Genomic DNA, 25638 nt, shown 5'->3' on the forward strand with positions numbered 1-25638 from the left:
TTTTAGCCGTCAGCCTTTCATCGAATTGATGGTGTCCACGTTCGAGGTTTTATAATGCCGGTAAATTGATATAATCAACGCCAGTCCAACAGCGGCCTCGGCGGCGGCAACCCCGATTGAGAAAATCACGAACAGAACGCCTGTGAGTGATTCGGGATGCGGACCGTACCGCCAAAAGGCGATGAAATTGAGGTTGGCGGCATTGAGCATCAACTCGATGGCCACCAGAACGATGATGGCGTTGCGGCGCGTCAACGCTCCCGCCAGGCCGATGGCGAACAGTAGCGCCGAAACCAGCAAATAAGCCTGCAAGGGTACCATCAAGCCTCCCTGTTGTGCATGGCGATAATGACCGCGCCGATTAAGGCCGCTGTCAGCAACAGGCCCACCACTTCGAGGGGCAAGACATAATGGTTCATCAGTTCATCCCCAATTTGCCGAACCGGCGCTTCGGCTGCCGCCGCGACACGCTTCGGCAATGCCCTTGTCGAAAAAATCACTCCTGTCAAAATCCCAAAGACGGCCAGGGCAATGATCGCGCCGACGGCCCAGGAGGATGAGAAAACCGCCTGAACTTGTGGCTCGCCGCCACGGGTCAGAAGAATCGCAAACACAATGAGGATGGCTACGGCCCCGATATAAACCAAGATTTGGGCGAACCCGACGAATTGGGCGTTGAGTTGAAGATAAAACATGGCGAGTCCCGCGAAGGTCACAGTAAGAGCCAGCGCGCAGTGGACCAGGTTGCGCAAGGTGATTGCCGCAATGGCCCCGGCCAGAGTCATCAGGGCAATGAGCAGGAAAATGGGCATAGGTTAGGATCAGCAACGATTCAACAATTAGTCAATCGGCATAATGATAAGTCCGCCTGGAAACGCTGCTGCGAGCGAACAGAGTCCGGGCCAGCACGACGTAAGACCCAACCGTTCCCACACTACAGACCAGCCAGCGTTCGAGTTCGTTTGGCAAAAAACGCCAAAGCCCGGCGATGAGAATGTTGAGCAGCGCCATCGGCAGCATGAATTTCCAGGCGAAGTTCATGAGTTGGTCCATGCGCAGCCGCGGCAGGGTGCCCCGCACCCAAATAAAGACTGCAATGAGGGCCAGGAGTTTTGCAAAAAACCACACGTACGAGGGGACCCATGTCAGAAATGGCAGCGGGGCATGCCAGCCGCCCAGAAAGAGAGTGATGGCCAGCCCGCTCACAGCGAACATGCCGATGTACTCACCCAAGAAGAATAATGCGAATTTAAAGCCGGAATACTCGGTGTAATAACCGGCAATAATCTCTGATTCACCCTCAGGCAAGTCGAAAGGGGAGCGGTTCGATTCGGCTGCACCCGCGATCATAAAGAGGACAAAACCGGCCAGACCCCAGGGCGTCAGAACAAACCAGTGCGGCACCCAACCGGAGTAGCCGGTCTGCGCATGGACTATGGTGACCGTTGAGAGCGAGCCGGCCATCATTATCACTGTCACCGACGCCAGTATCAGCGGCACTTCATAACTGATCATCTGGGCCATCGCCCGCATCGCGCCCAACAGGGAGTATTTGTTGCGGCTGGCCCAGCCGGCCATGAACACTGACAACTCGGTGGCCGCGCCCACCGCGAAGAAGAACAGCACGCCCGAATCCAGATCGACGGCGGCCATGCCTCTGCCCATTGGCAGCACGGCCAAGGCCAGAAAGGCCGGCGCCACCAGCACCAGCGGCGCCAGGAAATGAACCCACCAATCGGCCGCGCGTGGAACGACGTCCTCTTTGGTCAGGGCCTTTAACCCGTCCGCAAGCGGTTGGAGGACGCCCCAAGGGCCAACCCGGTTTGGGCCATAGCGATTTTGGATTCGGCCCAGGCCCTTGCGTTCGAGAATAGTGGTTAAGGCAAATAGCGATGCGAAAACCGCAATGAGCGCGACAACGGAAATCAACGCCGATAAAACGGGCTGCCAACCTGCCGGGGCGGCGCCGACCAGCCAGTGCTTGAGCGCGACGAAGAGCTGGTCCGTCATTGGCTTAGAGCGGGGACCCTCTCAGGCTTTTGCGCAACGGGGGTGACTGCGGATTTTGGCGCTGCAGCCGCTTTGGTTTTGGTTTCCGCATCCGCCTTGGTTTTGGCCTCCGCCTTGGCCTTCTCAGCAGCCAGGCGGCCATCAATCTCTGTGGCCTCCGCGGGATGGATTTTGTGATAGTACTGATTGGATTTGGCGAGCTGCTTTTTATCGAGCAGCAATTGCGCAAAACGATCCTCCGTGCTCAGTTCATACTCGACATCCATCTTAATCGCGTCGAATGGGCAGACCTCGACGCAAATCTGGCAGCTCATGCACACCGAGACATCGATGTCGAAGACCTTGGGCTGAAACTGTAGTTTGCCAATGTAATCGGGTTTCTTGGCGGTGTCCTTGACGATAAAAATGCATTTGGGCGGGCATTCCTTCTCGCAAATCTGGCACGCAACGCAGCGCAACCCCTTTTGCCAGTCGCTTCCGTCATAGACCAGGAATGGAAAATTGCGCGCCGCCTCTTTTTGCGGGAGGCGCTCTTCCGGATATTGAACGGTCACCAGCCGCTCTTCATGAACATAGCTGCCCAGAAAATTGCGGGCCGTTTCGGTTAAACCTTTAATGATGCCTTCGCCTAACATGATAAAACCAACTCCAAGCGGCGCGGTGAATTCATCGATCGACCTCGCCCAAAACAATATCCACGCTGCCCAGGATGATGACCACATCCGCCACATGATGCCCAAGGCACATGTCTTCCAATATCGTCAAATTAATCAGGCTCGGCGGACGCACCCGGTAGCGATACGGGTTGGGCGAGCCGTCGCTAATTAGATAAAAACCCAACTCGCCTTTAGGGCCTTCAATCCGCCCGTATGCCTCGCCCGGTTTGGGCCGGAACCCGCGCAGCTTGGCTTTAGGGTCTATAATCGGGCCTGAGGGGATATCGCGCAAGGCCCGTTCGAGAATTTTTGTGGATTCGCGCATCTCCAGCACGCGAATCATGTAGCGATCATAAACATCCCCGTGCTCACCCAGAGGAACGCGGAATTGAAAGCGCTCATAAATGCCGTAGGAGTCCGTCTTGCGAATATCATAATTGACGCCGCTGGCGCGAAGCATCGGCCCGGTGACACTGGCGTTGATGGCCAGAGCGCCTGGCAGGACGCCCACCCCCTGCGTGCGAGACATGAGGATTTCGTTTTCATTCAGCAGCGCCTCGAACTCGTCCAGGAACTGCGGGAATTGCGCCGTGACTTGGCGGGCTTGTTCGAGCCAGCCGGGGGGCAGGTCACAGCGGCAGCCGCCAAAGCGCATGTAATTGCACATCATCCGCGCCCCGGTGAGCGACTCGAATAGGTCGAGTATCTTCTCCCGTTCGCGGAAAGCATACATCAGCGGCGTGCCCGAGGCGCCCATGTCTTGGAGCAGAAAGCCGCCCAGGCAGGTGTGGTTCAGGAGGCGCGTCAACTCGGCGGCGATGATGCGGATGTATTCGGCCCGCTCGGGAACTTGCAGGCCGGCGAGCTTCTCGACCGCCAAGGCATAGGCCCAGTTGTTGGTCAGCGAACAGAAATAATCCAGCCGGTCCGTATAAGGCATCGAGGCCAGAAACGTTGTTCCTTCTCCAATCTTCTCATGATTGCGGTGCAGGTAACCAAACACCGGTTTGAGCTTGAGGACCCGCTCTCCATCCAGGACCACATCCATGCGAAACACGCCGTGAGTCGAGGGATGCTGCGGCCCCATCGACACTTCCAGATACTCGCCGGCTATCTCGCCGTTGCCCGAGGCCTTCGAACGAAGCTCGTAGAGCTTGGCGGTCTCTTGCAGGCTATCTGGAGTGGTGGTCATCTGCGCGTTAGCTGTAATGCTCTTTAGCCCGCTCGAGCACCTCGTCGTGAGGCGTCGGCTCGTATTCGTAATCGTCGGGCTCGACATAATCTTTGCGCATCGGGAAATCTTTGAAGCCTTCCCACATCAGCAGACGGCGCAAGTCGGGGTGACCATCAAAAATAATGCCGTATAGATCGTAGATTTCCCGTTCCTGGAACTCGGCCCCGCGCCACAGCGGCGTAAGGGAGGGCAGATGGTTATTCTCAGTCCGGTCCTGGGTGCGCAACCGCAGAACCAGCGGGCCATGCCTTAATTCCATGGAGTAAAGGTGGTAAACGGCCTCCAAAAACCCAGGCTTCTTTGTCTCCGTCGTCTGCACAATCTCCCGCTCCGCTCCCTCGATAGTTTGCTTGCTCTTGATGCTTTCTTTAATCACCGCATCCAGCCAATCCACGCCCGTGACATTCGAGGCATAATCCAGCCGAAGCAGCGGGTCGTCCCTCAGGAATTGAGCCACAGCGAACGCGTGTTTGTTATCCACGAGAAACGAATGCTGCCCCGAGGGGCTGCCGTTGGCAATCACCTCGATGCGGGCGCCAGGGACGGCTGCTTCAGCTCGTGCTTTGATTTGTTCCAAAGGTTCCATTAAGCGTTTCGATTCCCTATTCGCTCCTCCTCAGAGCCGGGGGCCGCCACAGTTGAGGGTTGTTCGGGGGAACCAGGTCGTGATCACCGAAGGCAGGGACGGGAAATTCGCTGGGCGCCTCGGCAACCAGATGGGCTGGGCGATGTTCACCGGTGAGGGATTGGTCATCGATCTTTTGCTGCAACGTCATCAGCGCGTGCAGCAGCGCCTCGGGTCGTGGCGGGCAGCCCGGGATGTGGACATCCACCGGGATGTAGCGGTCGATGCCCTTGAGCACGTTATAGCCTTGCTTGAATGGCCCGCCGGAAATCGCGCAGGCCCCCATCGCGATGACATATTTCGGCTCGGGCATCTGGTTGTACAAACGGACCACTTGCGGCGCCATTTTTTTGGTGACGGTCCCCGCCACGATCATCAGGTCCGCCTGGCGCGGCGAGGGACGGAACACCTCAGCCCCGAAACGGGCCAGGTCGTATCGGGCCATCGACGCGGCTATCATTTCAATGGCGCAGCAGGCCAAGCCAAAACCCAGTGGCCAAATGGAATTCTTGCGGCCCCAGTTGTAGAGGTCTTCGAGCGTGGTGGTGAAGATACCCTGTTTGCTCAGTTCGCTGCGCAGTCCATCATCCATGGCAGAAAAAACACCTCATTTCCACGTTAAAACCCCCTTCTGCCAGGCCCAAGCCAGTCCTTCAGCTAACAACAGGAGAAAGACCAGCATCGCCAGAAAACCCCCGGCGGACAACCCTCGGAACGAGACAGCAAACGGCAGCACAAACAGCGTCTCGACATCAAAGATCAAAAAGATAATCGCATAGATGTAATACTCGGCTTTGAACTGCACCCAAGCATCACCTTTGGATTCCAAACCGCACTCGTAGATGGCATTCTTGGTCGGACCCGGTTTGCGAGGGGAAAACTTGCGCGCCCACAGCCACGCCAGGGCCAAGGGAGCCAAGGCGAAAACCACAGCGCCAGCCAGCAAAAGAACAATGAATAAATAGGGTTGGCTTTCAGCCGGCATAATTCAATCTCATTAACATCCACATAAGCAGACCGTACCAGCCGAAGCTGGGGCAGTCAAGGAAGCCAAAGGGTTTTAAACCGTGAACGAGGCACTTAGAGCGTACTTTAAAAATGGATGGCTCCCGTTCCTCTTCGTTCTCGTCCTCGTCCTTCGTCCTCGATTTTCAGCTCTTTCGAGAACAAGAACGAGGACGAGGACGAATGGCGGCAGTTCTATTCTTGAAGCAGGCTCTTACAGGTCGCCGGAGGTTTCCCTTTTAAAGCAACACCAGTTGTTCAGCGCTGGGTTCGCGCAAGCCGGCCACGCCAAGGCCCAGCAATCGCAGCGGGCGTGACACCAGCTTCTCACGGCCAAGCAGAAAGCAGCCCAGCCGGTAAATTTCCCGGGCTTCCGTCAGCGGAGATTCGACCGTGATCTGCCGCGTGAGTGTGGTAAAGTCGCCATATCGGATTTTGACTTGCACTGTGTGGGCGCCCAGGCGCCGGCGCTTGAGCCTCGCCGCGATGTCCTCGGCTTGCGCGCGCAAACAGCCGCGCAGCACCCTCCGATCCTGGGTATCTTTCAAAAACGTCTCCTCACCACTGATACTCTTGATCTCATCACCTGAGTCCAGAGCGCGGTCATCCTGGCCGAACGCAAATTCCTTGAGCTTTGGCCCAAACGAGCCGACCAGCGCGCGCAAATCCCCTGGATAATCCTGAAGGTCGCCGACGGTCTCAATCCCGACCCGGTTCAAAATCCCCTGCGTCACCTTGCCTACCCCGTATAAGGCGCGCACCGGCAGCGGGCGCAAAAACTCCAGCTTCTGTTTTTCGGGGATAAGCGTCAGGCCATCCGGTTTCTTGTGGTCGCTGGCGATTTTGGCCAGCAATTTATTTGAGGCTATCCCGATTGTGGCCGTCAATTGGCGCTCTGAGCGGATACGCTCCTTCAGCTTTTGCGCAAAAGGCACGGACTTAAGCAGGGACCCATCCTGGTCCTCTGCCTGGCACATGGCCGACACATCCAGGTACGCCTCGTCAATGGACATTTGCTCGATGTTCGCGCCCATCTCAATGAGGAGGTTCATAATGTGGCGCGACTCCTGCCGGTAATGCTCCATCCGCCGGCCGGACAAAGATGCCGCTGGGACAAAGCCGCCCAGCCGTCACGCTGGGCATGGCCGAACGGACGCCAAATTTCCGCGCTTCGTAGCTGCTGGCGCAGACCACCCCGCGCTGGATTGGCGGCGCGCCCACGATAACCGGCTTGCCTCGCAACGCGGGGTTGTCCCTTTGCTCCACAGACGCATAGAACGCGTCCATGTCCAAATGAAAGACGACACGAAACACCCTAGAAAAGATTGGCAGGTTCTCTCAAAAATAGAAGTCCCGGAAACTCCAACAGGATTCCTCGACAAATCGGAAGGAGCCAGTACCATGGATGCTCATGGAATTCAAGGTTACCAGCAGCAACGGGGTCGCTGGTCAGCAAAGCAAGATTTTGCAAAGCTTCCCGGGAAATCCGATGAGGAAATGTTTGACAATTTCGATTTGGACGATGCTGGCCGTGACCGGCGGAGAAACCAAACCGAGATGGATTTCTTTGTTCAACGGCAAAGACCTCAGCGGCTGGACGGTTCGCGGCAAGGCAACCTGGTCAGTCCAAGACGGAGTCCTGGTGGGCATTGGGGGCATGGGCCACATCTATACGGACGCCGCATGTACAAATTTTGAGGCAAAGGGCATGTTCCGCGTGACCAGCCAGGGAGCGATACCCAACAGCGGGTTTTATTTTCGCGCCAATTCGCCAGTAGATGACGAGAATGACTTTCCACGGGGTTACGAGGCTCAGATTTGTAGTCACGGCGAAGGCTATACCGGATGGCTCTGGAAACCGGGCAAGCCGACCGGCAAAGCGGCAGAACTGCTCACCAGAGACGGTGAATGGTTTAATTATCGCATTCGGGCCGTGGGCGCACACATTCAGTTTTGGATCGATGGCAAATTGGTTATGAGTTATGATGACACCGAATACAAGAGCGGCCACTTTGCGATCCAGGGTCACAATCCCGGCATGAAGGTTGAAGCCAAGGAGTTGTGCTATTTGGATTTGAACTGATACTGGCATCATCTCCTTATTGGAAACATGACCGAGGTTCAGCGCCCGAATCCAGACGCGATGCTGGCCGCCTTGCAAAAGGAGGAGGCCAAATCACGTCGCGGGAAGTTGAAGGTCTTTTTCGGCATGGCTCCCGGTGTGGGCAAGACCTACGCCATGCTCGAAGCTGCCCGGCGGGAGTTGGCCGCCGGGCGCGACGTGGTCGCCGGCTATGTGGAAACCCATCGGCGCAAGGAGACCGATGCGCTGGCCCAGGGTCTTCCGGTCATCCCCCGGCTCACCGTCGAGTACCACAGTGTGACTCTGACGGAGATGGACCTGGATGCCGTTCTGGCCCGGCGCCCGCAACTGGCCTTGGTGGATGAGTTCGCGCACACCAACGCGCCCGGCGCCCGGCATCCCAAGCGGTATCAGGACGTGCTCGAGTTGCTTGAAGCCGGTATCGACGTTTTCACCACCCTCAATGTGCAGCATGTTGAAAGCCGCGCCGAAGCCGTGCGCCAAATCACCGGCGTCCCGATTCGCGAAATGCTGCCGGATACCGCGCTGGATGGGGCGGAATTTGAGCTGGTGGATTTGCCGCCCGAGGAGCTGCGCGCCCGCCTGGCCGCCGGCAAAGTTTATGTTCCGGAATCGGCCCGGGCGGCGCAGGAGAATTTTTTCCGTCCGGGCAATCTCGCGGCGTTGCGGGAACTGGCGCTGCGTTTTGCGGCCGAGCACGTGGGCCAGGATGTGCTGGGCTACCGCCAATCGCTGGGCATTACGGACCCGTGGAAATCGGGCCGGCGCCTGCTGGTCGCCTTAAGCCCCAGTCCCACCTCAGCCGCGTTGTTGCGTTGGACCCGACGCCTGGCCGGGGAACTGCATGCGCAATGGCTGGCGGTCTATGTCGAGCTGCCGCGCCAGCTTTCCTCAGATGACCAGGGCCGGCTGGCCAAGCATCTGAGCCTTGCCCGCGAACTGGGCGCGCAGGTGCTCACGACCACCGATGATGATGTGGTCCGCGGCCTTATGCGCGTGGCGCGGGAACAAAACGCAACCGAGCTGATCGTGGGCAAACCGGCGGGCTGGCGGGTGCTGGACCTCTTGCGCGGCGGCTCGTTTCTGAATCGGCTGATTCGCGAAAGCGGGCAGGTTGACGTTCATGTCGTCAGAGCTGAAGAAGAACCGGTGAGGGGGCGCCGGCTGGAGGTCCCGCGTTTTGCCATTACGGACGCTCGCGGCTACGCTGTGGCCGCCGGAGTGGTCGCGGCTGTCACGGTCATTAACCTGATTCTTCAAAGATGGATCGGCTACCTCCCTGTCTCGTTGTTGTACCTCGTCGCTGTGGTTGGGCTCGGGATATTTGTCGGACGCGGCCCAACGCTGGCGGCGGCAACTTTAACGGCACTTTTGTGGGACTTTTTCTTTACTGAACCGCGCTACACGCTGCGTATCTCCAACGGCGCCGATACAATGATGTTTCTGACCTATTTTTTGGTCGCCTTGGCAATGGGCCATTTGACGGCCCGGTTGCGGACCCAGCAGGCTGCCGAACGGCACCGGGAGCAACGTGCCACCGCCCTTTATTTGCTCACGCGTGAACTGGCCAAAGGCACCGACCTTGCCGATCTGCTGGCCATTGTCGTTCGCGAAGTCAGCAAGACCTTCCTCGCTGAGGTCGCCGTTTCGCTGCCAGGCGATGACAACTCTTCTCCGCTGACTCCTTATTTCGCAAGCACGTGGGCGCTGCCCGAGAAGGAGCAAAGCGTGGCAAGCTGGGCGTACCGTCATCGGCAACCGGCCGGGCGGGCCACCGACACCCTCCCCTCAGCCGAGGGATTGCACCTGCCCCTGGTGGCCGGCGAGCGCGTGGCCGGCGTATTGAGCCTGCGGTTCCGTGAGCCCGGCCCGCTCGCCCCTGCCCAACGGGATTTGCTCGATGCCTTCGTTCCGCAGATTGCGCTGGTGCTCGATCGGCAGCGCCTGCGGGATGATGAGCAGCAGGCGCAATTGATCGCCCAATCTGAGCGGCTCAGCAAGACCTTGCTGAACTCCGTCTCACACGAGTTGAAGACCCCTTTGGCCGCGCTGCAAGCAGTGGCGGACAGCCTTGAAGCGAATCGCGATGACCGCGCGACCACTTTGGCCGAGTTCCGCACCGCGTTGGAACGGCTCAATCGAGTCGTGAATAACCTTCTGAACATGACGCGTCTCGAGGCGGGAACCGTCCAGCCTCGACTCGACTGGTCCGACGTGACGGAGATATGTTCCGCAGCGCTGGACCTGACTGGCGGCGCCCTTGCCGCCCATCCTCTGGTGCGAGAGATTCAACCCAACCCGCCCCTTGTTAAAGTGGACCAGGCGCTGATCGAGCAAGCGCTTGCGAACTTACTGATTAATGCCGCAATGCACACCCCGCCAGGCACCGAAGTCACTCTCCGGGCACGGGTCGCCTCGGGACAGTTCGACCTTTCTGTGCTCGATCGCGGGCGGGGTCTGCCGGAAGGTGACCCTGAGGCGCTGTTCGCAAAGTTTGCGCGCGGCCCATCCGCCCCGGCCGGCGGGTCCGGTCTGGGCCTGGCGATTGCGCGCGGGTTTGCTCGCGCCCATGGCGGCGAGGCCTTCGCCCGGCCACGCGAAGGTGGCGGCGCGCAGTTCAGCCTCGTGCTGCCCGTGGAAACCCTGGAACTAACCCCTCATGAAGCCGAGTCTCCCCACCGCTCTCATCATTGACGATGAACTGCAGATTCGACGCCTGCTTCGCGCCGGGTTGGAAGGGGCAGGCTACCGCGTTGTCGAAGCCGATAGCGGCCAGCTTGGAATTTCCCAAACCGCCCTCTGCCGGCCTGATGTCGTGGTGCTGGATTTGGGACTGGCCGACATGGAAGGGCGCGAGGTCTTGCGCCGGATTCGTGAATGGAGCCGGGTGCCCGTGCTGGTGGCCAGCGTGCGGGATGATCCCGAGGACAAAGTGGCGGCGTTGGACGCAGGGGCTGACGATTATGTCACCAAACCATTCGATTCGACTGAACTGCTGGCCCGCTTGCGCGCTATCCAGCGCCGCGCTGACCCGGCGCGCGAGGCGCCCGAGTTTATTGCAGGCTCGCTGCGCATTGATTTCGTAGCCCGGCTGGTCAGGGTCGGAGAGCGGGAGATTCATCTGACCCCAATTGAGTACGCGCTGCTGCGGGTGCTGGCGCGTAATGTGGGGAAAGTGGTTAGCCATCGTCAACTTCTGCGGGAGGTCTGGGGTCCAAACGCCGAACAGCAATCGCAGTATCTGCGCGTCCATTTAGCCCACGTGCGCCAAAAGCTCGCCGAGGCTGGGATTAACCCGCAGAGCCTGCGAACCGAACCGGGGATTGGCTACCGCCTTGCTCTTTTGTAACCGCGAATGAACGCTAACGAACGCAAATCCTAATCTGGCCGCCCGACCTGTAAAAAGTTCCCCAGTTCGCGGCCATTCGCGGTTAATGCGCGATTAGTACAAAGATTTGCTCTGCTTGAGGGTCCTTGCTACTTAGTTGTCCATGGCCAGGCTTTCTATCAGCGCAATCGCGTTCATTGCGGCGCTCTCACTCAGTTTCACCGCCCGGGGCGCGCCTGTGCCAACCCGCCCCAATGTCATCTTCATCCTGGCAGACGATCAGGGAAGCGTGGACGCCAATTGCTACGGGGCCAAGGACTTGGTGACCCCTGGTGTGGACCGGCTCGCCGCCCAGGGCGTGCGCTTCACCCAGTTTTATTCCGCCGCCCCGGTCTGTTCGCCTTCGCGCGCCGGCCTGCTTACGGGTCGCTACCCCTGGCTCGCCGGCATGCCCAATAATGGAGCCGCCCCGCCGACCGAAGCGGCGGATCAATTGGACACATTGACGGGACAGGGCTTGCCCGCGAGTGAAAAGACCCTGGCCGACATGTTCCGCGCCGCAGGCTATGCCACCGCGCATATCGGCAAATGGCACCTGGGGCTCGGCGCCGGGCATCGTCCTCTGGACCATGGGTTCGATTACTCGTTCGGTTTCATGGGCGGTTGCATCGATAATTGGACCCATTTTTTCTATTGGGCGGGGCCAAACCGGCACGACCTTTGGGAAAACAACCAACGCGTCCGTCTGCCGGGCCATTACTTTCCAGACCTCATGGTCGAAAGGGCCGAGGCCTTCATTTCGACCAATCGCGACCGTCCATTCTTCATGTATTTTGCAATGAACATGCCCCATTACCCGTACCAGGGAGACCCCAAATGGATCGAGCATTATCATGACTTGAAGTTCCCGCGCAACTTGTACGCGGCATTTGTCTCGACGCTCGATGAGCGAGTTCAGCGGCTGATGAAGTTCCTGGAAGATTCCGGGCTGCGTGAGCGGACGCTTATCGTTTACCAATCCGATAACGGGCATTCGGTCGAGGAGCGCGCCCATTATGGTGGCGGGAGCAGCGGGCCCTATCGCGGGGCCAAGTTCAGCCTGTTCGAGGGGGGCATCCGGCTGCCGGCTATTATCTCCTGGCCGGGCCACTTACCGGAAGGCCAGGTGCGCGGCCAGGTGGCCCATGCCTGCGATTGGATGCCGACACTGGCGCAAATTTGCGGCGTGGCTTTGCCCAAAACCCAATTAAACGGGCGCAGCCTCGTGCCGGCAATCGAGTCTGCCGAGGCGCCCAGCCCGAATGATGTGCTCCAATGGCGGCTCAATGACCAATGGGCTGTCCGCGAGGGCCCCTGGAAACTGCTGCACAATCCCAACGATCAGGCCGACAAGCAAAAACTTGCCCCGCGCGATAAGAAATGGTTTCTGGCCAATATCGAGGATGACCCAGGCGAACGGACAAATCTCGCGGCGCTGCACCCGGATATTGTCACCCGCCTGCAAGCACTGGAACCCGCCAGATAGATTTTCCGGTCGCGACCGGAGCGCTTGCGTGGCGGGCAATGGTTGACCTGGCCGGCACGCAGGCTAGAATCCCGTTATGAATGCTATTTCTCGGGGTACGCCATCCCTTTCGATAGTCCTGCGTTTCTGCAAGGGTATTTCCAGGCGGTGCTATGGAATTCCTTCGTCGGGCGGGGGTTGGTTGGTTCTGGCTTTTGTTGCCGGGGTGTTCAGTAGCGCGTGCTTTGCCCGGCAGGCTATTCAAGCCGAGCCCGGGAGCGCTGTGGCCGATGCTCCCAAAACTGGCCAGGCGCGGGCACGGGCGCCAATCGCTGTGCAAACGCGCGCGCCAGGGGAGGATGTCGATAGCCCTTCATTCCGCACCCGGCAGCATCTGGCGCCGAACCGCAATCTGCTCTTCAACGGCTTAGGTTTATCCCCCGCCGGTGAGGCTGTGCGCATCAGCGATATGGCTTTAAAAATGGTCATCGCGCCCGATGGCAAAGCAGTAGTGGCTGTCTGCTCAGGTTACAATCAGGCGGGAGTGAACCTCGTCGGCCTGGATGGCAAACGGACCATGCAGTTCATCTCCCTTAAGGAAGCATTCAACGGCTTGGCCTTCGCTCCGGACGGCAAGAAGTTTTATGTTACCGGGGGAGACCGTGGGGCGATTTACGTTTTCAAGTATAGCAGCGGCAAGGCCGAGCTGGAGAAGGAGGTCCAACCCAATCCGGACGAGAATTTTGTGTTTTTGGCAGGCATGACCGTTCAGGCTTCTAGCGGAATTATTTATGTCTGCAATGAAGCCAACCACGAGGTCTGGGTTTTGGAACCCGAGACGTTGAAGCTGGAGAGGACGATTGCCGTGGGCCAACATCCGCATTCCTGTCTCATTGGGGGGGATGGCCGGCACCTTTATGTGAGCAATTGGGGCAGCCGCAGCGTGAGCATCATTGACACCAAACTGCAGCGCCGCGTGCGCGATTTGATGGTCGGGGTTCGCCCCAATGATATGGCCCTGGCCCCTGATGGACGATTGTTTGTGGCGTGCGCCGGCGATAACACGGTGCATGTAATTGCCACCGGCCACATCGAAAGACCAGGCGAGGAGCCGGGCCCGACCCGGCGCTTGTGGGAGGGGTCCCGTGAGATTATCAGCACCTCCCTTTATCCGCAGTCGCCCGAGGGCAGCACTCCCTGCGGTGTGGCCGTTTCACCGGACGGCAAAACGCTATTTGTGGTCAACGCGGACCAGAACAGTGTGCTGGTGGCCGATATCTCGGGCGCGCTGATGGAGGATGCAAGCCGGCACGGGGAGAAGATTTCCGTTGTAAATGGATTCATCCCAGTCGGCTGGTATCCAACCGCTGTGGCCGTCTCGCCGGACAACAGATTTCTTCTGGTTGCCAACGGCAAGGGCCTGATGTCGCGGCAAAGCTATCCGCCTAAATTCTCCTCGCCCACCAAAGGCTACCGGGGCGTGGGCTTTGATACAACGGGCCGCATTTTCGAAGGGAGCATCTCATTTATCCCGCGGCCAGACACCGCCCAGATGGCGGCGTATACCGAACAGGTTCGGCGCAATTCATCTTATCACCCCGAGCACCTGATGCAGGCTCCCTTGCCCGGTGACACTGTCATTCCCGCGCACGTGGGCGACCCGTGTCCGATCAAGTACGTCATTTACATCATTAAAGAGAACCGCACTTACGACCAAGTCCTGGGCGACATGACCGATGCTCAGGGCCGCCCGTTGGGCAATGGCGACCCGAAGCTGACCATTTACGGCGAAAAGGTCACACCGAACCAGCATGCCTTGGCGCGCGAGTATGTGCTGTTCGACGACCTTTTCAGCAACAGCGAGGTGAGCGTGGATGGTCATAGCTGGTGCGACGCTGCTATGGCGACTGATTTCAACCAGCGTTCGTGGATCATTTCCTATTCGAGACATGGCCGGCTCCCCGGCAACGAGGAGATGGAAACTCCGGTCAACGGTTATCTCTGGGACCTGTGCCGGCGCAATGGGGTGAGCTTTAAGACCTACGGCGAAGGGTCCCAGCGGGTGCCTTCAGTTAACCGCGGCGATTGGAGCGGAGGCCGCGATACCGCGCGGGTGAAGCACTGGATTGCCGACCTCTACCGCGCCGAACAGAGCGGCGATATGCCCCGGTTCAGCATCATGGCCCTGGGCGAAAACCATACCCAAGGCACCCGCCCCGGCGCCCCGACCCCCGAGGCTTGTGTGGGCAATAACGACTTGGCCCTTGGCCAATTGGTTGAGGCGGCCAGCCATAGCCGGTTTTGGAATCAAATGGCCATCTTCGTTATTGAAGATGACACCCAGAATGGTCCGGACCACGTCGATGCGCATCGGACGGCGGGCTTTGTCATCAGCCCCTATTGCAAACGCCACTTCGTTGACAGCACCCTCTACACCACCGCCAGCATGGTGCGCACCATCGAGCTGATACTCGGCCTGCCTCCGCTGACCCAGTTTGATGCCGGCGCGACTCCCATGTTCAACTGTTTCCAAAGTCAGCCGATAGCGACGCAATGGGCGGTCTTAACGCCGCAAGTCGATCTCAATGCCAGAAACACCGCCAAATCACCTTATGCGAAGGAATCGAGCCGGATGAATTTCAAGGCCTACGACCTTGCCCCGGAGGACGAATTGAACCGGATTCTGTGGGCTGAGGCGCGTCCAAGCGAGCCTTACCCGGCGCCCATCCATCGGATGCTCTTTACGCGCGCGCTTGGGCAGTAACGCCTTATGTCTTCAGACCGGTTGTGTCTAACTCCCATTTTTCACCGGCCTTGAGTATTTCGTCCCAGGTCACCTCGGTTTGCTTGTAAACGGCGGTGCGGCCCAGGATGGTAGTCAGATTGCTGCGGACGCTGGGCGCCACCGTGGGGTTCGAGCATTCGCCCTGAGTGACGTTCTCATAGAACGTGGCGATATTATGCTCGACGCCGACCTGGTAAATATTGTCTGTCTTGCCCTCAAAGACATCATCGCGGCTGTGCAGCCAGCATTTGCCGCCGTAATTGGTTTCAGCCGTTCCAAGGGTCCCGTGTGCGCGGACCATGATGTCATCAAAGCCAAAGCCGACCTGTTTCGAGGTAAAGGTCACCATGAGATCGTTGGGGAAGAAAAAGAGCACCGAATAATGGTCCCAGCAATCGCCCAGGAACGGGCGGGCGCGCCCGCCACGCCCGTAAGCGCGAAGCGGATGGTCATTAACAATCCATGTGGCGACATCGAGGGCGTGGATGTTCTGTTCGGTAATCACATCGCCGGAGATGAGCCGGTCGATGCCCCAGGCGCGCAGGCGGGTCTCGGGATTTTTCGGGTCCTTGCGGAGTTGGTTGTCGCGGTCCTCGAACATGAGGCTGGTCTGGTATTCGGCATAGACAGTAACCAGCTTGCCAATGTCACCTTTATGAATGCGCGAAAGCACCTCCTGGTAGGCGGGCATGGCGCGTGTTTGGAAATCGACCAGGAAGGTCAATTTGTTCGCGGTCGCTTTGCGCCCGCTCCCTTCGACCAACCGGCAGCCTGGAACGTCGACGGCTATCGGTTTGGCCAGGTAAACGTGTTTGCCCGCTTCGACCGCTGCGGCGGCATGTTCCGGGTGGAAGTAAGGCGGGGAGATGATGGCGACCGCGTCGAGCTTCTCATCGAGCAGCCGTTTGTATGCCGACAATCCTGTGAACCGTTTGGCAGGGGCGACGTTGAGTTTTGTGCCGGCCGCATCTACGCGATCCTGGAAATAGTCGCCGAGGGCGGCCACGTTATAGTTGCCATTTTTAGCGAACAGCTCGGCAATCCAGGCCCCGCGCCCGCCGCAGCCGATCACACCGAGATTGAGCTTGGAGTTTTCCTGCGCCGCGCGAGCCAGTTGCGGTTTCAGAAGAGTCAAACCGAGCGCGGCAGACCCGGCGCCGGCCAGGAATTTACGCCGGGTGATGTCCAGGCTGCCCGATGCGCAGGTTTCCTTTTGGGAGTGGAATTTCTGTGGAATTTGCGTGTTCACGACACGAGATAACGCCGGAAAAACACGGATGTCAACAGGCCATTCCCCGAGGACCGGCACAAGATGGCGCGCCAGCGAGCGCCATTCCTGAGTGTAGGAGACGACGTAAGGAGTCTCTCCTACAAAGGTTTGGCCCTGACCTTGTCATTGGCCCTGACCTGAACCATTGCACCTTGGCGCCTCTGCGTTACTATCGATAGTGCCTGTCATGAATCCGGCCAAGGCTTGCATCCTGACAATCAATGGCGGCTCGTCGAGCATCAAGTTTGCTCTGTTCGAGGCGGCTCAGGGATTGCGCCGGGTTCTGGAGGGGAGAATCGAACGCATCGGGCTTGAGGACCCGCGGTTTCGTGTCAAAGGGCCAACCGGCGCTGATTCCTTCACCCGCGTCGTAAAGGCCCCGGACCATCGGGCAGCAGTCGGGGTGTTGATGGATTGGGTTGAACAAAAGATGACGAAATCGGGCCTGGCCGCTATTGGCCATCGAGTGGTTCACGGAGGGCCAAACTACACACAACCCCAACGCATCACCCCTGAATTGGTCCAGGCCTTGCATCAGCTCGAACCATTCGATCCGGAACACCTGCCCGAAGAAACTCTCCTGACAGAGGCCTTTCAGGAGCGGTTTCCCGATGTGCCCCAAATCGCCTGTTTCGATACGGTCTTCCACCACGACCTGCCGCCCGTGGCGCGTCTGCTGGCTATCCCGCGAGGCTACGCAGCCAAAGGAGTCCGCCGCTATGGATTTCACGGTTTATCCTATGCCTATCTCCTCGAAGAACTGGCGCGTGTTGCGGGGCCTCAAATAGCCCGTGGCCGGCTGGTGCTGGCGCACCTGGGCAACGGCGCCAGCCTTGCCGCCGTTCGTGAGGGGCGCCCTGTCGATACGACCATGGGCCTGACGCCAGCCGGAGGCATCCCGATGAGCACTCGTTCAGGCGACCTGGACCCAGGGTTAGTTTGGTACTTGGCCAGGACTGAACGTCTTGACGCGCGGCATTGGAATGAGATGGTCAATTTTCAATCCGGATTGCTGGGCATTTCTGAAACCAGTTCGGATATGCAGGACTTGCTCGAACGCGAGGGGCGGGATGTTCGGGCCGCAGACGCGGTGGCGATGTTTTGCTATCAGGTTAAAAAGTGTATTGGGGCATTCGTTGCGGCCCTGGGCGGAATCGATTGTCTGGTGTTTGCCGGCGGCATCGGTGAGAATGCCTCGGCTGTCCGCGCCCGGATTTGTCAGGGATTGGATTTTCTTGGAATCGAGCTGGACGAGCAAGAAAACGCGGCGCAGGCCGGCGTTATTTCGAAGAAAAGCAGCCGCGCCCTCGTGCGAGTCATTCGGACCGATGAGGAATGGATGATAGCCAAAACGGCATGCGCCGTGCTGGGTATTTCGGTCTGCGCCAATGTAAAACCCGAAAGGGCACAAAACTCATGAAACTGAAACGGAAGGCCGCTAAAGCAACCCATCCGACGGAAAAGAGCAAAGCTTTGCATCGAATGGTAAAAAGCCCCGAGCGATTGGAATTACCCGGGTTTGCCGGCACAAACCACGGCATTCGAGAAGGGGTTGATGAGCTGTCCGCAGGGGGCCTGGCCAAGAGCCACGGCATAAGCCGAGCCCTATTGGAGGCTGCGCCTTTATCCGCCGACCTGCTCAAAAAGATAAACGCTTATTGGCGGGCGGCAAACTACCTGTCAGTAGGGCAAATCTACCTTTACGATAACCCGCTGCTCAAGACGCCCCTGACCATAGAACATATCAAACCGAGGTTGCTTGGCCATTGGGGCACGACGCCCGGGCTGAATTTCATCTATGCGCATTTGAATCGAGTCATTAAACAAAATGATCTGAATGCCATCTTTATTGCCGGGCCGGGCCACGGCGGGCCGGGGGTGGTGGCCAACACCTATTTGGAAGGCACCTACAGCGAGCTCTATCCAAACATTTCCCAGGACGAAACCGGCTTGAAACGGCTCTTCACCCAATTCTCCTTTCCCGGGGGTATTCCCAGCCATGCGGCGCCCGAGACGCCCGGCTCGATTCATGAAGGGGGCGAACTGGGCTATTCGCTCGCTCACGCTTACGGCGCGGTTTTTGATAATCCGGATTTGTTGGCCGTTTGTGTTGTAGGCGATGGCGAGGCCGAGACCGGTCCGCTGGCCGGGAGCTGGCATTCGAACAAGTTTCTCAACCCGGCGCATGACGGGGCGGTGCTGCCAATTCTGCATCTGAACGGCTACAAGATTGCCAACCCAACTGTTCTGGCCCGCATCAGCCACCTGGAACTTGATGAGTTGTTGGCCGGTTACGGCTATCAACCGTGGTATGTCGAGGGAGACGAGCCCGCAAAGATGCATCAACTGATGGCGGCCACACTGGACCAGGTGCTGGCGGAGATTAAGGCAATCCAAACTCAAGCGCGCACAAGCGGGTTCACCGAGCGCCCGATGTGGCCGATGATTGTTCTGCGCAGCCCCAAGGGATGGACCGGGCCGAAGATGGTGGATGGCAAACCAGCCGAAGGCACGTGGCGCTCGCACCAGGTGCCGTTGGCGGATTTGGCCTCCAAACCGGAGCATCTCAAGCAGCTCGAAGAATGGCTGGAAAGCTACAGGCCAGGCGAGTTGTTTGATGAAAATGGCCGGCTGCGGCCTGAACTCTGCGAGTTGGCGCCTAAAGGGGAACGCCGGATGGGCGCCAACCCCCACGCCAATGGGGGTGTGCTGCTGCGTGACCTCCGGTTGCCCGATTTCACTGAGTACGCCGTCAATGTGGCCAGCCCGGGCGCGACCCGCGAGGAAGCCACCCGTGTGATGGGGAAATTCCTGCGCGACGTGGTCAAGCTCAACGCTGACCAGCGCAACTTCCGCATTTTTGGACCTGACGAAACGGCCTCGAACCGGCTAACGGCGTTGTTCGAGGTGACCCAGCGGGTGTTCACGGGCCAGATTCTCAAGACCGACGAGCACCTTGCCCCGGACGGGCGCGTGATGGAAGTGCTCAGCGAACATCTCTGTCAGGGCTGGCTAGAAGGCTATCTCCTGACGGGCAGGCACGGGTTCTTCTCCTGTTACGAGGCCTTCATTCACATCATTGATTCGATGTTCAACCAGCACGCCAAATGGCTCAAGGTGACCCGCCACATTCCCTGGCGGCGGCCAATTGCTTCATTGAATTACCTGCTCACGTCGCATGTCTGGCGCCAGGACCATAACGGTTTCAGTCATCAGGACCCCGGCTTCATCGATCATGTCGTCAACAAGAAGGCCGATATCATCCGCGTGTACCTGCCCCCGGATGCCAATACGCTCCTGTCCGTGACGGACCACTGCCTGCGCAGCCGTCATTACATCAATGTCATCGTTGCCGGCAAGCAGCCGGCCCCGCAATGGCTGGACATGGACGCCGCCATCAAACATTGCACCGCAGGCATCGGCATTTGGCCCTGGGCCAGCAACGACCAGGGTTGCGAACCAGATGTCGTCATGGCTTGCGCAGGCGACGTGCCGACTCTTGAAACCCTCGCGGCGGCGCAAATCCTTCGACAGCACTTCCCCGAACTCAGAATCCGCGTCATCAATGTGGTCGATCTCATGACCCTTCAGCCACAGACCGAACACCCGCATGGATTGGGGGACCGGGATTTCGACGCGCTGTTCACCACCAACAAGCCAATCATCTTTGCCTACCATGGTTACCCCTGGCTCATCCATCGGCTGACCTACCGCCGCGCCAACCACCATAACCTCCATGTCCGCGGCTACAAGGAGGAAGGGACCACCACGACACCTTTTGACATGGTTGTGCTAAACGAACTGGACAGATTCCACCTGGCGGGCGACGTGATTGAGCGGGTCCCCGCCCTTGGCGCCCGCGCTGCCTACGCCAAACAAGCCCTCCGCGACAAGCTCATCGAGCACAAACTTTATATCCACCGTTACGGCGAGGATATGCCCGAGGTGCGCGATTGGGAATGGGAGGGGAAAGGACAGGGCCAATGACAAGGTCAGTTCCAAACCTTTGTAGGAGACGACGTAAGGAGTCTCTGATCAGATTGTCATCTGGCCGCCTTTGGTTCACCCGGAAGTTGCTGATCAGAGACTCCTTACGTCGTCTCCTACACTCAGGAATGGCGGCTCGTTGCTTCGACTCTGTCATTAGCCCCGAGGGAAATGATGAGGAATGAGGGATGAAGCTGGACCTGCATACAAAAGTTCATTTGGTTCTGGTGGCGATGTTCGCAGGGGTGCTGCGTTCGGCGTCCGCCGCAGAGTCCGATGATTCGGCTGCCCCACAGGCGATAGCAGGGGTCGAGTTTGAGACTAACTCTAACCGTGAAGCGTTGGGCGCTTTTCCTGTCCGGATTCAAGTCGATGCGTCCAAGCCGCATGATGAACTGAAGCCTGTCTGGCGTTTCTTTGGAGCGGATGAACCCAATTACGCCAGCATGAAGAACGGCCAGAAGTTGCTTGGTGAACTGGGCAAACTAGCCCCTCACCGAATTTATTTTCGGGCGCATAATCTTCTGACATCCGGCGACGGCACTCCGGCGCTCAAGTGGGGTTCAACGGGCGCCTATAATGAGGACGCCCAAGGCAACCCGGTTTATCAGTGGAGAATCCTGGACGGGATTTTCGACAGCTACATCGAGCGCGGGGTCAGGCCGTATGTGGAGATCGGTTTCATGCCCCAATCCCTCTCGATCAAGCCAGAGCCCTATCAACACCACTGGGCGCCGCAGGCTCGCTACAACGCGATCTTTACGGGCTGGGCGTATCCACCCAAGGATTACCGCAAGTGGAGCGAACTGGCCTTCCAATGGACACAACACTGTATCGAAAGATACGGGCGCGCCGAGGTGGAGTCTTGGTACTGGGAGGTTTGGAACGAGCCCAACATTGGCTATTGGAAAGGGACACCGGAGGAATTCCTCAAGCTCCATGACTACGCCGTTGCTGGTGTGCGACGGGCGCTGCCGACAGCCCGGGTCGGCGGCCCCGACGCCGCGGGCAGCGGTGGACGCTTTATGCGCGAGTTTTTGGAGCATTGTCTGCAAGGCACGAACTACGCCACCGGCGCTACAGGAACGCCGCTGGATTTTGTTTCATTCCACGCCAAAGGCGCTCCGAGTTATGTCAACGGCCACGTGCGCATGGGGATCGCCAATCAACTCCGCGCGCTGCGTGACGGTTTTGAACTGATTGGGGCTTTTCCCGAATTAAAGTCCATACCCATCATTATCGGTGAATCTGACCCGGAGGGTTGCGCGGCCTGTCAGGGGCCTGCCCTGGCATACCGCAACGGGACAATGTACTCGAGCTACACGGCGGCGGTCTTCGCGCGCCACTGTGAGCTGGCCAGGCGCTATGGCGTGAATCTCGAAGGCGCTCTAACCTGGGCCTTCGAGTTCGAGGACCAGCCCTATTTCGCTGGGTTCCGTTCTCTGGCCAGCAATGGATTGGATAAACCTGTGCTCAATGTGTTTCGCATGTTCAGCCGAATGAATGGCCGGCAGCTCGATGTGCAGAGCGACCACGCTGTGGCGCTTGAAACGATGCTAAAGGACGGTGTGCGCGCCCAACCGGATGTCTCTGCGTTAGCCTGTCTCGATTCCCACAAGCTCTGCATTCTGTTGTGGCATTACCACGATGACGATGTGCCAGGCTCCCAAGCCGTTGTCCATCTTCAGGTCACCGGACTGCCTCCATCGAGCCGCCGGGCCGGGTGCCTTCATTTCCGCATCGATGATAACCGCAGCAATGCCTTTCGCGCCTGGCAGCGGATGGGTTCTCCCCAACAGCCCACGCCGGAACAGTATCTTCGCCTCGAAAAAGCCGGCGAACTTGCAACCATTCCTGCGCCTCCGAATGCCGGCATCAAGAATGGGGATATCACCGTGCGCCTGGACCTGCCCCGCCAGGCCGTTTCACTCCTGGAGTGGTCCTGGTAAGAGCACGGCTGGTGGGCCGAGCGTCCTCGTTTTCGTCAGATCGTAGCAGCCGACGCCAGGAGGCTCTGACCTCAGCCCTGAGTTTCACCGGGCCAAGCCGGCGGCCACACTGCTTACTCCTGTCGTTGCGGGCTGCAGCCATCCTGAGCTTCCGGGAGCCACACCTGCATTTGACACGTGCCCCGATTGGCGTTGGCATAATAGGGCGTCGCCATCACCGTGAACGGCACAGGAACGACCGCATTTGCCGGAGTCTGGAAAACCCCGGTCGCGCTCGCGTGGAGAACGGTCACCCCACCCAGGTGGTCGCTCTTGTATTCGGGCGTGAATTTAGCGTCCGCCGGAATGCTCAGGTTTTTAACCGCTCCTCCGTTATCAGCCCCTTCAAAGCAATAAACCAGCGGTCCCCGCATTAACACCACCCGGCTTTTATCTGCTTCCACGCGCGGATTGGCTTGAACCCGTTGCACAGGCATGTCCAACGTCAGTTGCACGACATCCCCGGATTTCCAGCGTCGATGCACTGTGGCGTAGCCGCGAACAATCTCAGGTTCCTCAACGAGCTTGCCATTGACCTGGAGGCGCGCGGCTCCCCGCAAGGGGCGGCTGGCGGCTTGATAGAGAGCGTCGGGAACCGATGGCCCCTGGCACCAACCGGGGATGCGGATATGCAAGTCAAAAGAAGCGGGTTTGGCTGGTTTAACCGCGATTCTTACCTCGCCTTGCCAGGGATAGCGGGTCGCCTGCTCGATCGCCACCTTCTGGCCGGCGACTTCAATTTGGGCTTTGCTGCCGACGAAGAGGTTCACATAAATCCCTGCTTTGTCCCGGGCGTAAATGTAACCGGGCATTGCCCCCATGAGCTTCAGGAACATCGGCGGACAGCAAGGGCATCCGTTCCAGGACCAGCGCGAGTTGCCGTGGGGCGCCTCCAAAGGATTCACATACGTGTAGGAATCCCCGGCTGCCGAAACGCACACGAGCGCGCCATTATATAATTCGCGCTCGAGGACATCTGCGTAACCGGCCTCGCCCGTGAGCAAGTTCAGGTTGCGGCAAAAAAAGGCCGCGCCGACAGCTCCGCAGGTTTCCAGGTAACCGTCATTAGGCAGAAAATAATCTTTCCCGAACGCTTCGCCGGCGGCAGTCGCGCCGATGCCACCGGTCACATACATCTTCTTTTCGGTCATGTTTTTCCACAATCGGATGGCCGCTTCGCGATAATCCTCGCGCCCATTGATGCCCGCGAGCGCGGTGACGCCGGCGCACAGCAAGGACGCGCGTACTGCGTGTCCTTCAATCGCCGTTTGCTCAAAAACCGGTTTGTCATCCTGGTTATATGCGCCGTAGGACGGCTGGTCTTTGCGCGGATGTCCGCGTGCTTCGACCCAGTACTGAGCCAGCGCCAGGTACCGGTTTTCGTCAATGGGGACCGGCATGTCTTGCTTGAGCTGCGGATGCCGGCGAAAGAACAGATACAAATTTGCGAAGGCCTCCTCGGCGATGGCATGGTTGGGAACCAATTCGTATTTGGGCGACGGCCCGACCTGATCGCAGGTGTAGTTGGCCAGTTTGACTGCCACTTTCAGGAGAGATGTCTTGTGAGTGGCCTGGTAATAGTGCACCGCCGCCTCGCACAGCGCGCCGACGTTATACATCTCGTGCTGATAACCATCGTTGCCGCCGTTGAGACCCCACCGTTGGTTCGGATGCTCAAGTTCCGTCCAGGTGTTCAGATACCCATTGGGATCACGGTCCTGGGCCTCGGCGATGCGCCCGATGTAGCCATCAATCCGCCTTTCCAAACCCGGATCGGGCCTGGCCGCCAGAAAATCCGCCGAGCCGCGGATCATTTCATAAATCAGCCCGTCGTACCAGGGCGGCCCGGCGTGCCCGTCCGATTTTCCGTCACGGACCCGGTCAAAGTTATTGAGCGCTCCACCGCGGTCATTCTCGAATTTTGTGAAGCAATCCGGGATTGTCGCCTCTTGCCAAATCTTTCGTTTGGGCGACCAAAAGGAGTCCTCGACAGTCACCGATTGAATCGGGACGGGCATGAGTTGGTTGAATTGCTGGCAACTCGCACTGCCTGCGGGAAGGCAACAGAGCGCGGCCATTACGCCGAACGCAGAAAGGACTTTCATACGGATGCAACAAAGAATCGCCTAATTGCGAAAGGCTCGCGAGGCTCGGCTTCCGTTCAAGAAAGAACCCTCAGTGCGCCCGCACGGCTCAATTTGAGAACACGTCCACGGAACGGTGGGCGACGTTACACAAAATGGGCGAAGTGCAATTTGCCGCAACTAGCTGCAATTTGGCGCAATTTGTGGGGGGATGCATGGCCGGAAGCCGAGAGGACAGAATCATGGGGGGACAGAATTATTTGAAATGCGACGGTGGGGAATTTTGATTTTTGAATTTTGACTTGCGATTTGGGGGTGGCCAATGCGACCACGGAGGCGACGGAGGAAGAGGGGAAGGACCAATGGCAATGTCAGTTCCAAACCTTTGTAGGAGACGACGTAAGGAGTCTCTGATCAAGGTTGCCAGATGGCCGCCTTTGGTTCATCGGGAAGTTGCTGATCAGAGACTCCTTACGTCGTCTCCTACACTCAGGACCGGCGGCTCGTTGCTTGGACTCTGTCATTAGGGATTGCTTCGGTTTGGCAGGTAGTGAGGACGAGGATGAGGTTTGACATTGAATTTTTAGAAAGAACACCACCGACTGGGCACGAGGGGGCAGTTTATAGCTTAATTTACCTTAATTTGGTTTAATCTGGCTTAATTTGGCTTAATGTGGTGAGGGAGAGAGGAGAGGGAGTCCAGGGTTGGGAGGGCTTACAAGTTTGAGAATTGAAATTTCAGACCGGGGTCGATATGGCAAATCGCATATTGGCAAGTGATCAATTATCGCCAATAGCCAGGCGCCAATGAAGGGGGACACACCCTTGGACACAGCCTCCCCCCCTCTTTTTGCCGTCAACCCGTCAGGAACACAGAAAGATGGGCATTTTTTTCAAAAAGATCCGTCAATTTCCCATCAATTATCCGTCAGGCATCCGTCAGGTGCGACGTGAAGCCGCAGGAGTTCACTGCTTAAATGGATAGTTCCTGAACTAAGCCCTGCGATTCGCCGCAGGTATTCTACCGAAGCAGGCGTTCTAGCGCGAAGCTTACGCCG

20 protein-coding genes are annotated in these 25638 nt (G+C 58.5%); 8 read left to right on the forward strand and 12 right to left on the reverse strand.

The window, feature by feature from the left end; genetic code table 11:
- Window positions 1–9: 9 nt before the first annotated feature.
- From nuoK to VG146_00495, 10 genes are all read right to left on the reverse strand, one after another.
- Complete coding sequence (gene nuoK / locus VG146_00450) at window positions 10–321, reverse strand: NADH-quinone oxidoreductase subunit NuoK (protein ID HEV2390807.1); 312 nt, start codon at window positions 319–321, stop codon at window positions 10–12.
- A complete protein-coding gene (locus VG146_00455) occupies window positions 321–812 on the reverse strand; it encodes an NADH-quinone oxidoreductase subunit J (GenBank protein HEV2390808.1) in 492 nt (163 codons plus the stop codon). The genes nuoK and VG146_00455 overlap by 1 nt, the downstream gene beginning before the upstream one ends.
- Before the next feature lie 31 nt (window positions 813–843).
- Complete coding sequence (nuoH, locus tag VG146_00460) at window positions 844–2010, reverse strand: NADH-quinone oxidoreductase subunit NuoH (GenBank protein ID HEV2390809.1); 1167 nt, start codon at window positions 2008–2010, stop codon at window positions 844–846.
- Window positions 2007–2645, reverse strand: coding sequence for a 4Fe-4S dicluster domain-containing protein (locus VG146_00465; GenBank protein ID HEV2390810.1), 639 nt, complete (start codon window positions 2643–2645; stop codon window positions 2007–2009). The genes nuoH and VG146_00465 overlap by 4 nt, the downstream gene beginning before the upstream one ends.
- A 31-nt stretch (window positions 2646–2676) precedes the next feature.
- Entirely contained in the window at window positions 2677–3753 is a 1077-nt protein-coding gene (locus VG146_00470) for an NADH-quinone oxidoreductase subunit D (protein HEV2390811.1), read from the reverse strand.
- 112 nt (window positions 3754–3865) lie between these two features.
- Window positions 3866–4486: an NADH-quinone oxidoreductase subunit C gene (locus VG146_00475; protein ID HEV2390812.1), complete on the reverse strand. Its 621-nt coding sequence runs from the start codon at window positions 4484–4486 to the stop codon at window positions 3866–3868.
- A gap of 16 nt (window positions 4487–4502) precedes the next feature.
- Window positions 4503–5117, reverse strand: coding sequence for an NADH-quinone oxidoreductase subunit B (locus VG146_00480; protein HEV2390813.1), 615 nt, complete (start codon window positions 5115–5117; stop codon window positions 4503–4505).
- Window positions 5118–5132: 15 nt separating this feature from the next.
- Window positions 5133–5510, reverse strand: a complete 378-nt coding sequence (locus VG146_00485) for an NADH-quinone oxidoreductase subunit A (GenBank protein ID HEV2390814.1) — start codon at window positions 5508–5510, stop codon at window positions 5133–5135.
- A gap of 259 nt (window positions 5511–5769) precedes the next feature.
- Window positions 5770–6582, reverse strand: coding sequence for a DNA polymerase IV (locus VG146_00490; protein ID HEV2390815.1), 813 nt, complete (start codon window positions 6580–6582; stop codon window positions 5770–5772).
- Entirely contained in the window at window positions 6566–6817 is a 252-nt protein-coding gene (locus VG146_00495) for a hypothetical protein (protein HEV2390816.1), read from the reverse strand. The genes VG146_00490 and VG146_00495 overlap by 17 nt, the downstream gene beginning before the upstream one ends.
- Before the next feature lie 214 nt (window positions 6818–7031).
- Between VG146_00495 and VG146_00500 the strand changes: the two genes are divergently transcribed.
- From VG146_00500 to VG146_00520, 5 genes are all read left to right on the forward strand, one after another.
- Window positions 7032–7613 (forward strand): DUF1080 domain-containing protein, encoded by a 582-nt coding sequence (locus tag VG146_00500; GenBank protein HEV2390817.1) that lies wholly within the window; start codon window positions 7032–7034, stop codon window positions 7611–7613.
- 27 nt (window positions 7614–7640) lie between these two features.
- Window positions 7641–10328, forward strand: a complete 2688-nt coding sequence (locus VG146_00505) for a sensor histidine kinase KdpD (protein HEV2390818.1) — start codon at window positions 7641–7643, stop codon at window positions 10326–10328.
- Window positions 10294–10983 (forward strand): response regulator, encoded by a 690-nt coding sequence (locus VG146_00510; protein ID HEV2390819.1) that lies wholly within the window; start codon window positions 10294–10296, stop codon window positions 10981–10983. The genes VG146_00505 and VG146_00510 overlap by 35 nt, the downstream gene beginning before the upstream one ends.
- 142 nt (window positions 10984–11125) lie before the next feature.
- Window positions 11126–12487, forward strand: coding sequence for a sulfatase-like hydrolase/transferase (locus VG146_00515; protein ID HEV2390820.1), 1362 nt, complete (start codon window positions 11126–11128; stop codon window positions 12485–12487).
- 76 nt (window positions 12488–12563) lie between these two features.
- Window positions 12564–15230 (forward strand): bifunctional YncE family protein/alkaline phosphatase family protein, encoded by a 2667-nt coding sequence (locus tag VG146_00520; protein HEV2390821.1) that lies wholly within the window; start codon window positions 12564–12566, stop codon window positions 15228–15230.
- A 4-nt stretch (window positions 15231–15234) separates the two neighbouring features.
- Here the strand turns inward: VG146_00520 and VG146_00525 are convergent, their stop codons facing one another.
- Window positions 15235–16500, reverse strand: a complete 1266-nt coding sequence (locus tag VG146_00525) for a Gfo/Idh/MocA family oxidoreductase (protein HEV2390822.1) — start codon at window positions 16498–16500, stop codon at window positions 15235–15237.
- 208 nt (window positions 16501–16708) lie between these two features.
- Here VG146_00525 and VG146_00530 point away from each other — a divergent pair, with 208 nt between their 5' ends.
- The 3 genes from VG146_00530 to VG146_00540 all read left to right on the forward strand — a co-directional run bounded on the left by VG146_00530 (window position 16709) and on the right by VG146_00540 (window position 22457).
- Window positions 16709–17941 carry an acetate/propionate family kinase gene (locus VG146_00530; GenBank protein HEV2390823.1) on the forward strand — a complete coding sequence of 411 codons (1233 nt, stop codon included), beginning with the start codon at window positions 16709–16711 and terminating at the stop codon, window positions 17939–17941.
- On the forward strand, window positions 17938–20508 hold the full coding sequence (locus VG146_00535; protein ID HEV2390824.1) for a phosphoketolase family protein: 2571 nt from the start codon (window positions 17938–17940) through the stop codon (window positions 20506–20508). Before VG146_00530 ends, VG146_00535 begins: the two co-directional genes overlap by 4 nt.
- Window positions 20509–20696: 188 nt before the next feature.
- Window positions 20697–22457: a beta-xylosidase gene (locus tag VG146_00540; protein HEV2390825.1), complete on the forward strand. Its 1761-nt coding sequence runs from the start codon at window positions 20697–20699 to the stop codon at window positions 22455–22457.
- 113 nt (window positions 22458–22570) lie between these two features.
- On the opposite strand, the gene VG146_00545 is transcribed toward VG146_00540, so the two are convergent.
- A complete protein-coding gene (locus VG146_00545) occupies window positions 22571–24601 on the reverse strand; it encodes a beta-L-arabinofuranosidase domain-containing protein (protein HEV2390826.1) in 2031 nt (676 codons plus the stop codon).
- Between the last annotated feature and the right edge of the window lie 1037 nt (window positions 24602–25638).

The organism is Verrucomicrobiia bacterium, assembly GCA_035946615.1.
In the GTDB taxonomy this organism is placed as follows: Bacteria; Verrucomicrobiota; Verrucomicrobiia; order Limisphaerales; family UBA8199; genus DASYZB01.

Excerpts from the sequence above, each read along its gene's own strand:
- VG146_00480 (HEV2390813.1), bottom strand. The coding sequence starts at position 5,117 with ATGGATGATGGACTGCGCAGCGAACTGAGCAAACAGGGTATCTTCACC.
- VG146_00545 (HEV2390826.1), bottom strand. The coding sequence starts at position 24,601 with ATGAAAGTCCTTTCTGCGTTCGGCGTAATGGCCGCGCTCTGTTGCCTT.
- VG146_00470 (HEV2390811.1), bottom strand. The coding sequence starts at position 3,753 with ATGGGGCCGCAGCATCCCTCGACTCACGGCGTGTTTCGCATGGATGTG.
- nuoH (HEV2390809.1), bottom strand. The coding sequence starts at position 2,010 with ATGACGGACCAGCTCTTCGTCGCGCTCAAGCACTGGCTGGTCGGCGCC.
- VG146_00515 (HEV2390820.1), top strand. The coding sequence starts at position 11,126 with ATGGCCAGGCTTTCTATCAGCGCAATCGCGTTCATTGCGGCGCTCTCA.
- VG146_00465 (HEV2390810.1), bottom strand. The coding sequence starts at position 2,645 with ATGTTAGGCGAAGGCATCATTAAAGGTTTAACCGAAACGGCCCGCAAT.
- VG146_00495 (HEV2390816.1), bottom strand. The coding sequence starts at position 6,817 with ATGGACGCGTTCTATGCGTCTGTGGAGCAAAGGGACAACCCCGCGTTG.
- VG146_00475 (HEV2390812.1), bottom strand. The coding sequence starts at position 4,486 with ATGGAACCTTTGGAACAAATCAAAGCACGAGCTGAAGCAGCCGTCCCT.
- VG146_00530 (HEV2390823.1), top strand. The coding sequence starts at position 16,709 with ATGAATCCGGCCAAGGCTTGCATCCTGACAATCAATGGCGGCTCGTCG.
- VG146_00535 (HEV2390824.1), top strand. The coding sequence starts at position 17,938 with ATGAAACTGAAACGGAAGGCCGCTAAAGCAACCCATCCGACGGAAAAG.
- VG146_00485 (HEV2390814.1), bottom strand. The coding sequence starts at position 5,510 with ATGCCGGCTGAAAGCCAACCCTATTTATTCATTGTTCTTTTGCTGGCT.
- VG146_00505 (HEV2390818.1), top strand. The coding sequence starts at position 7,641 with ATGACCGAGGTTCAGCGCCCGAATCCAGACGCGATGCTGGCCGCCTTG.
- nuoK (HEV2390807.1), bottom strand. The coding sequence starts at position 321 with ATGGTACCCTTGCAGGCTTATTTGCTGGTTTCGGCGCTACTGTTCGCC.
- VG146_00540 (HEV2390825.1), top strand. The coding sequence starts at position 20,697 with ATGAAGCTGGACCTGCATACAAAAGTTCATTTGGTTCTGGTGGCGATG.
- VG146_00455 (HEV2390808.1), bottom strand. The coding sequence starts at position 812 with ATGCCCATTTTCCTGCTCATTGCCCTGATGACTCTGGCCGGGGCCATT.
- VG146_00520 (HEV2390821.1), top strand. The coding sequence starts at position 12,564 with ATGAATGCTATTTCTCGGGGTACGCCATCCCTTTCGATAGTCCTGCGT.
- VG146_00510 (HEV2390819.1), top strand. The coding sequence starts at position 10,294 with ATGAAGCCGAGTCTCCCCACCGCTCTCATCATTGACGATGAACTGCAG.
- VG146_00490 (HEV2390815.1), bottom strand. The coding sequence starts at position 6,582 with ATGAACCTCCTCATTGAGATGGGCGCGAACATCGAGCAAATGTCCATT.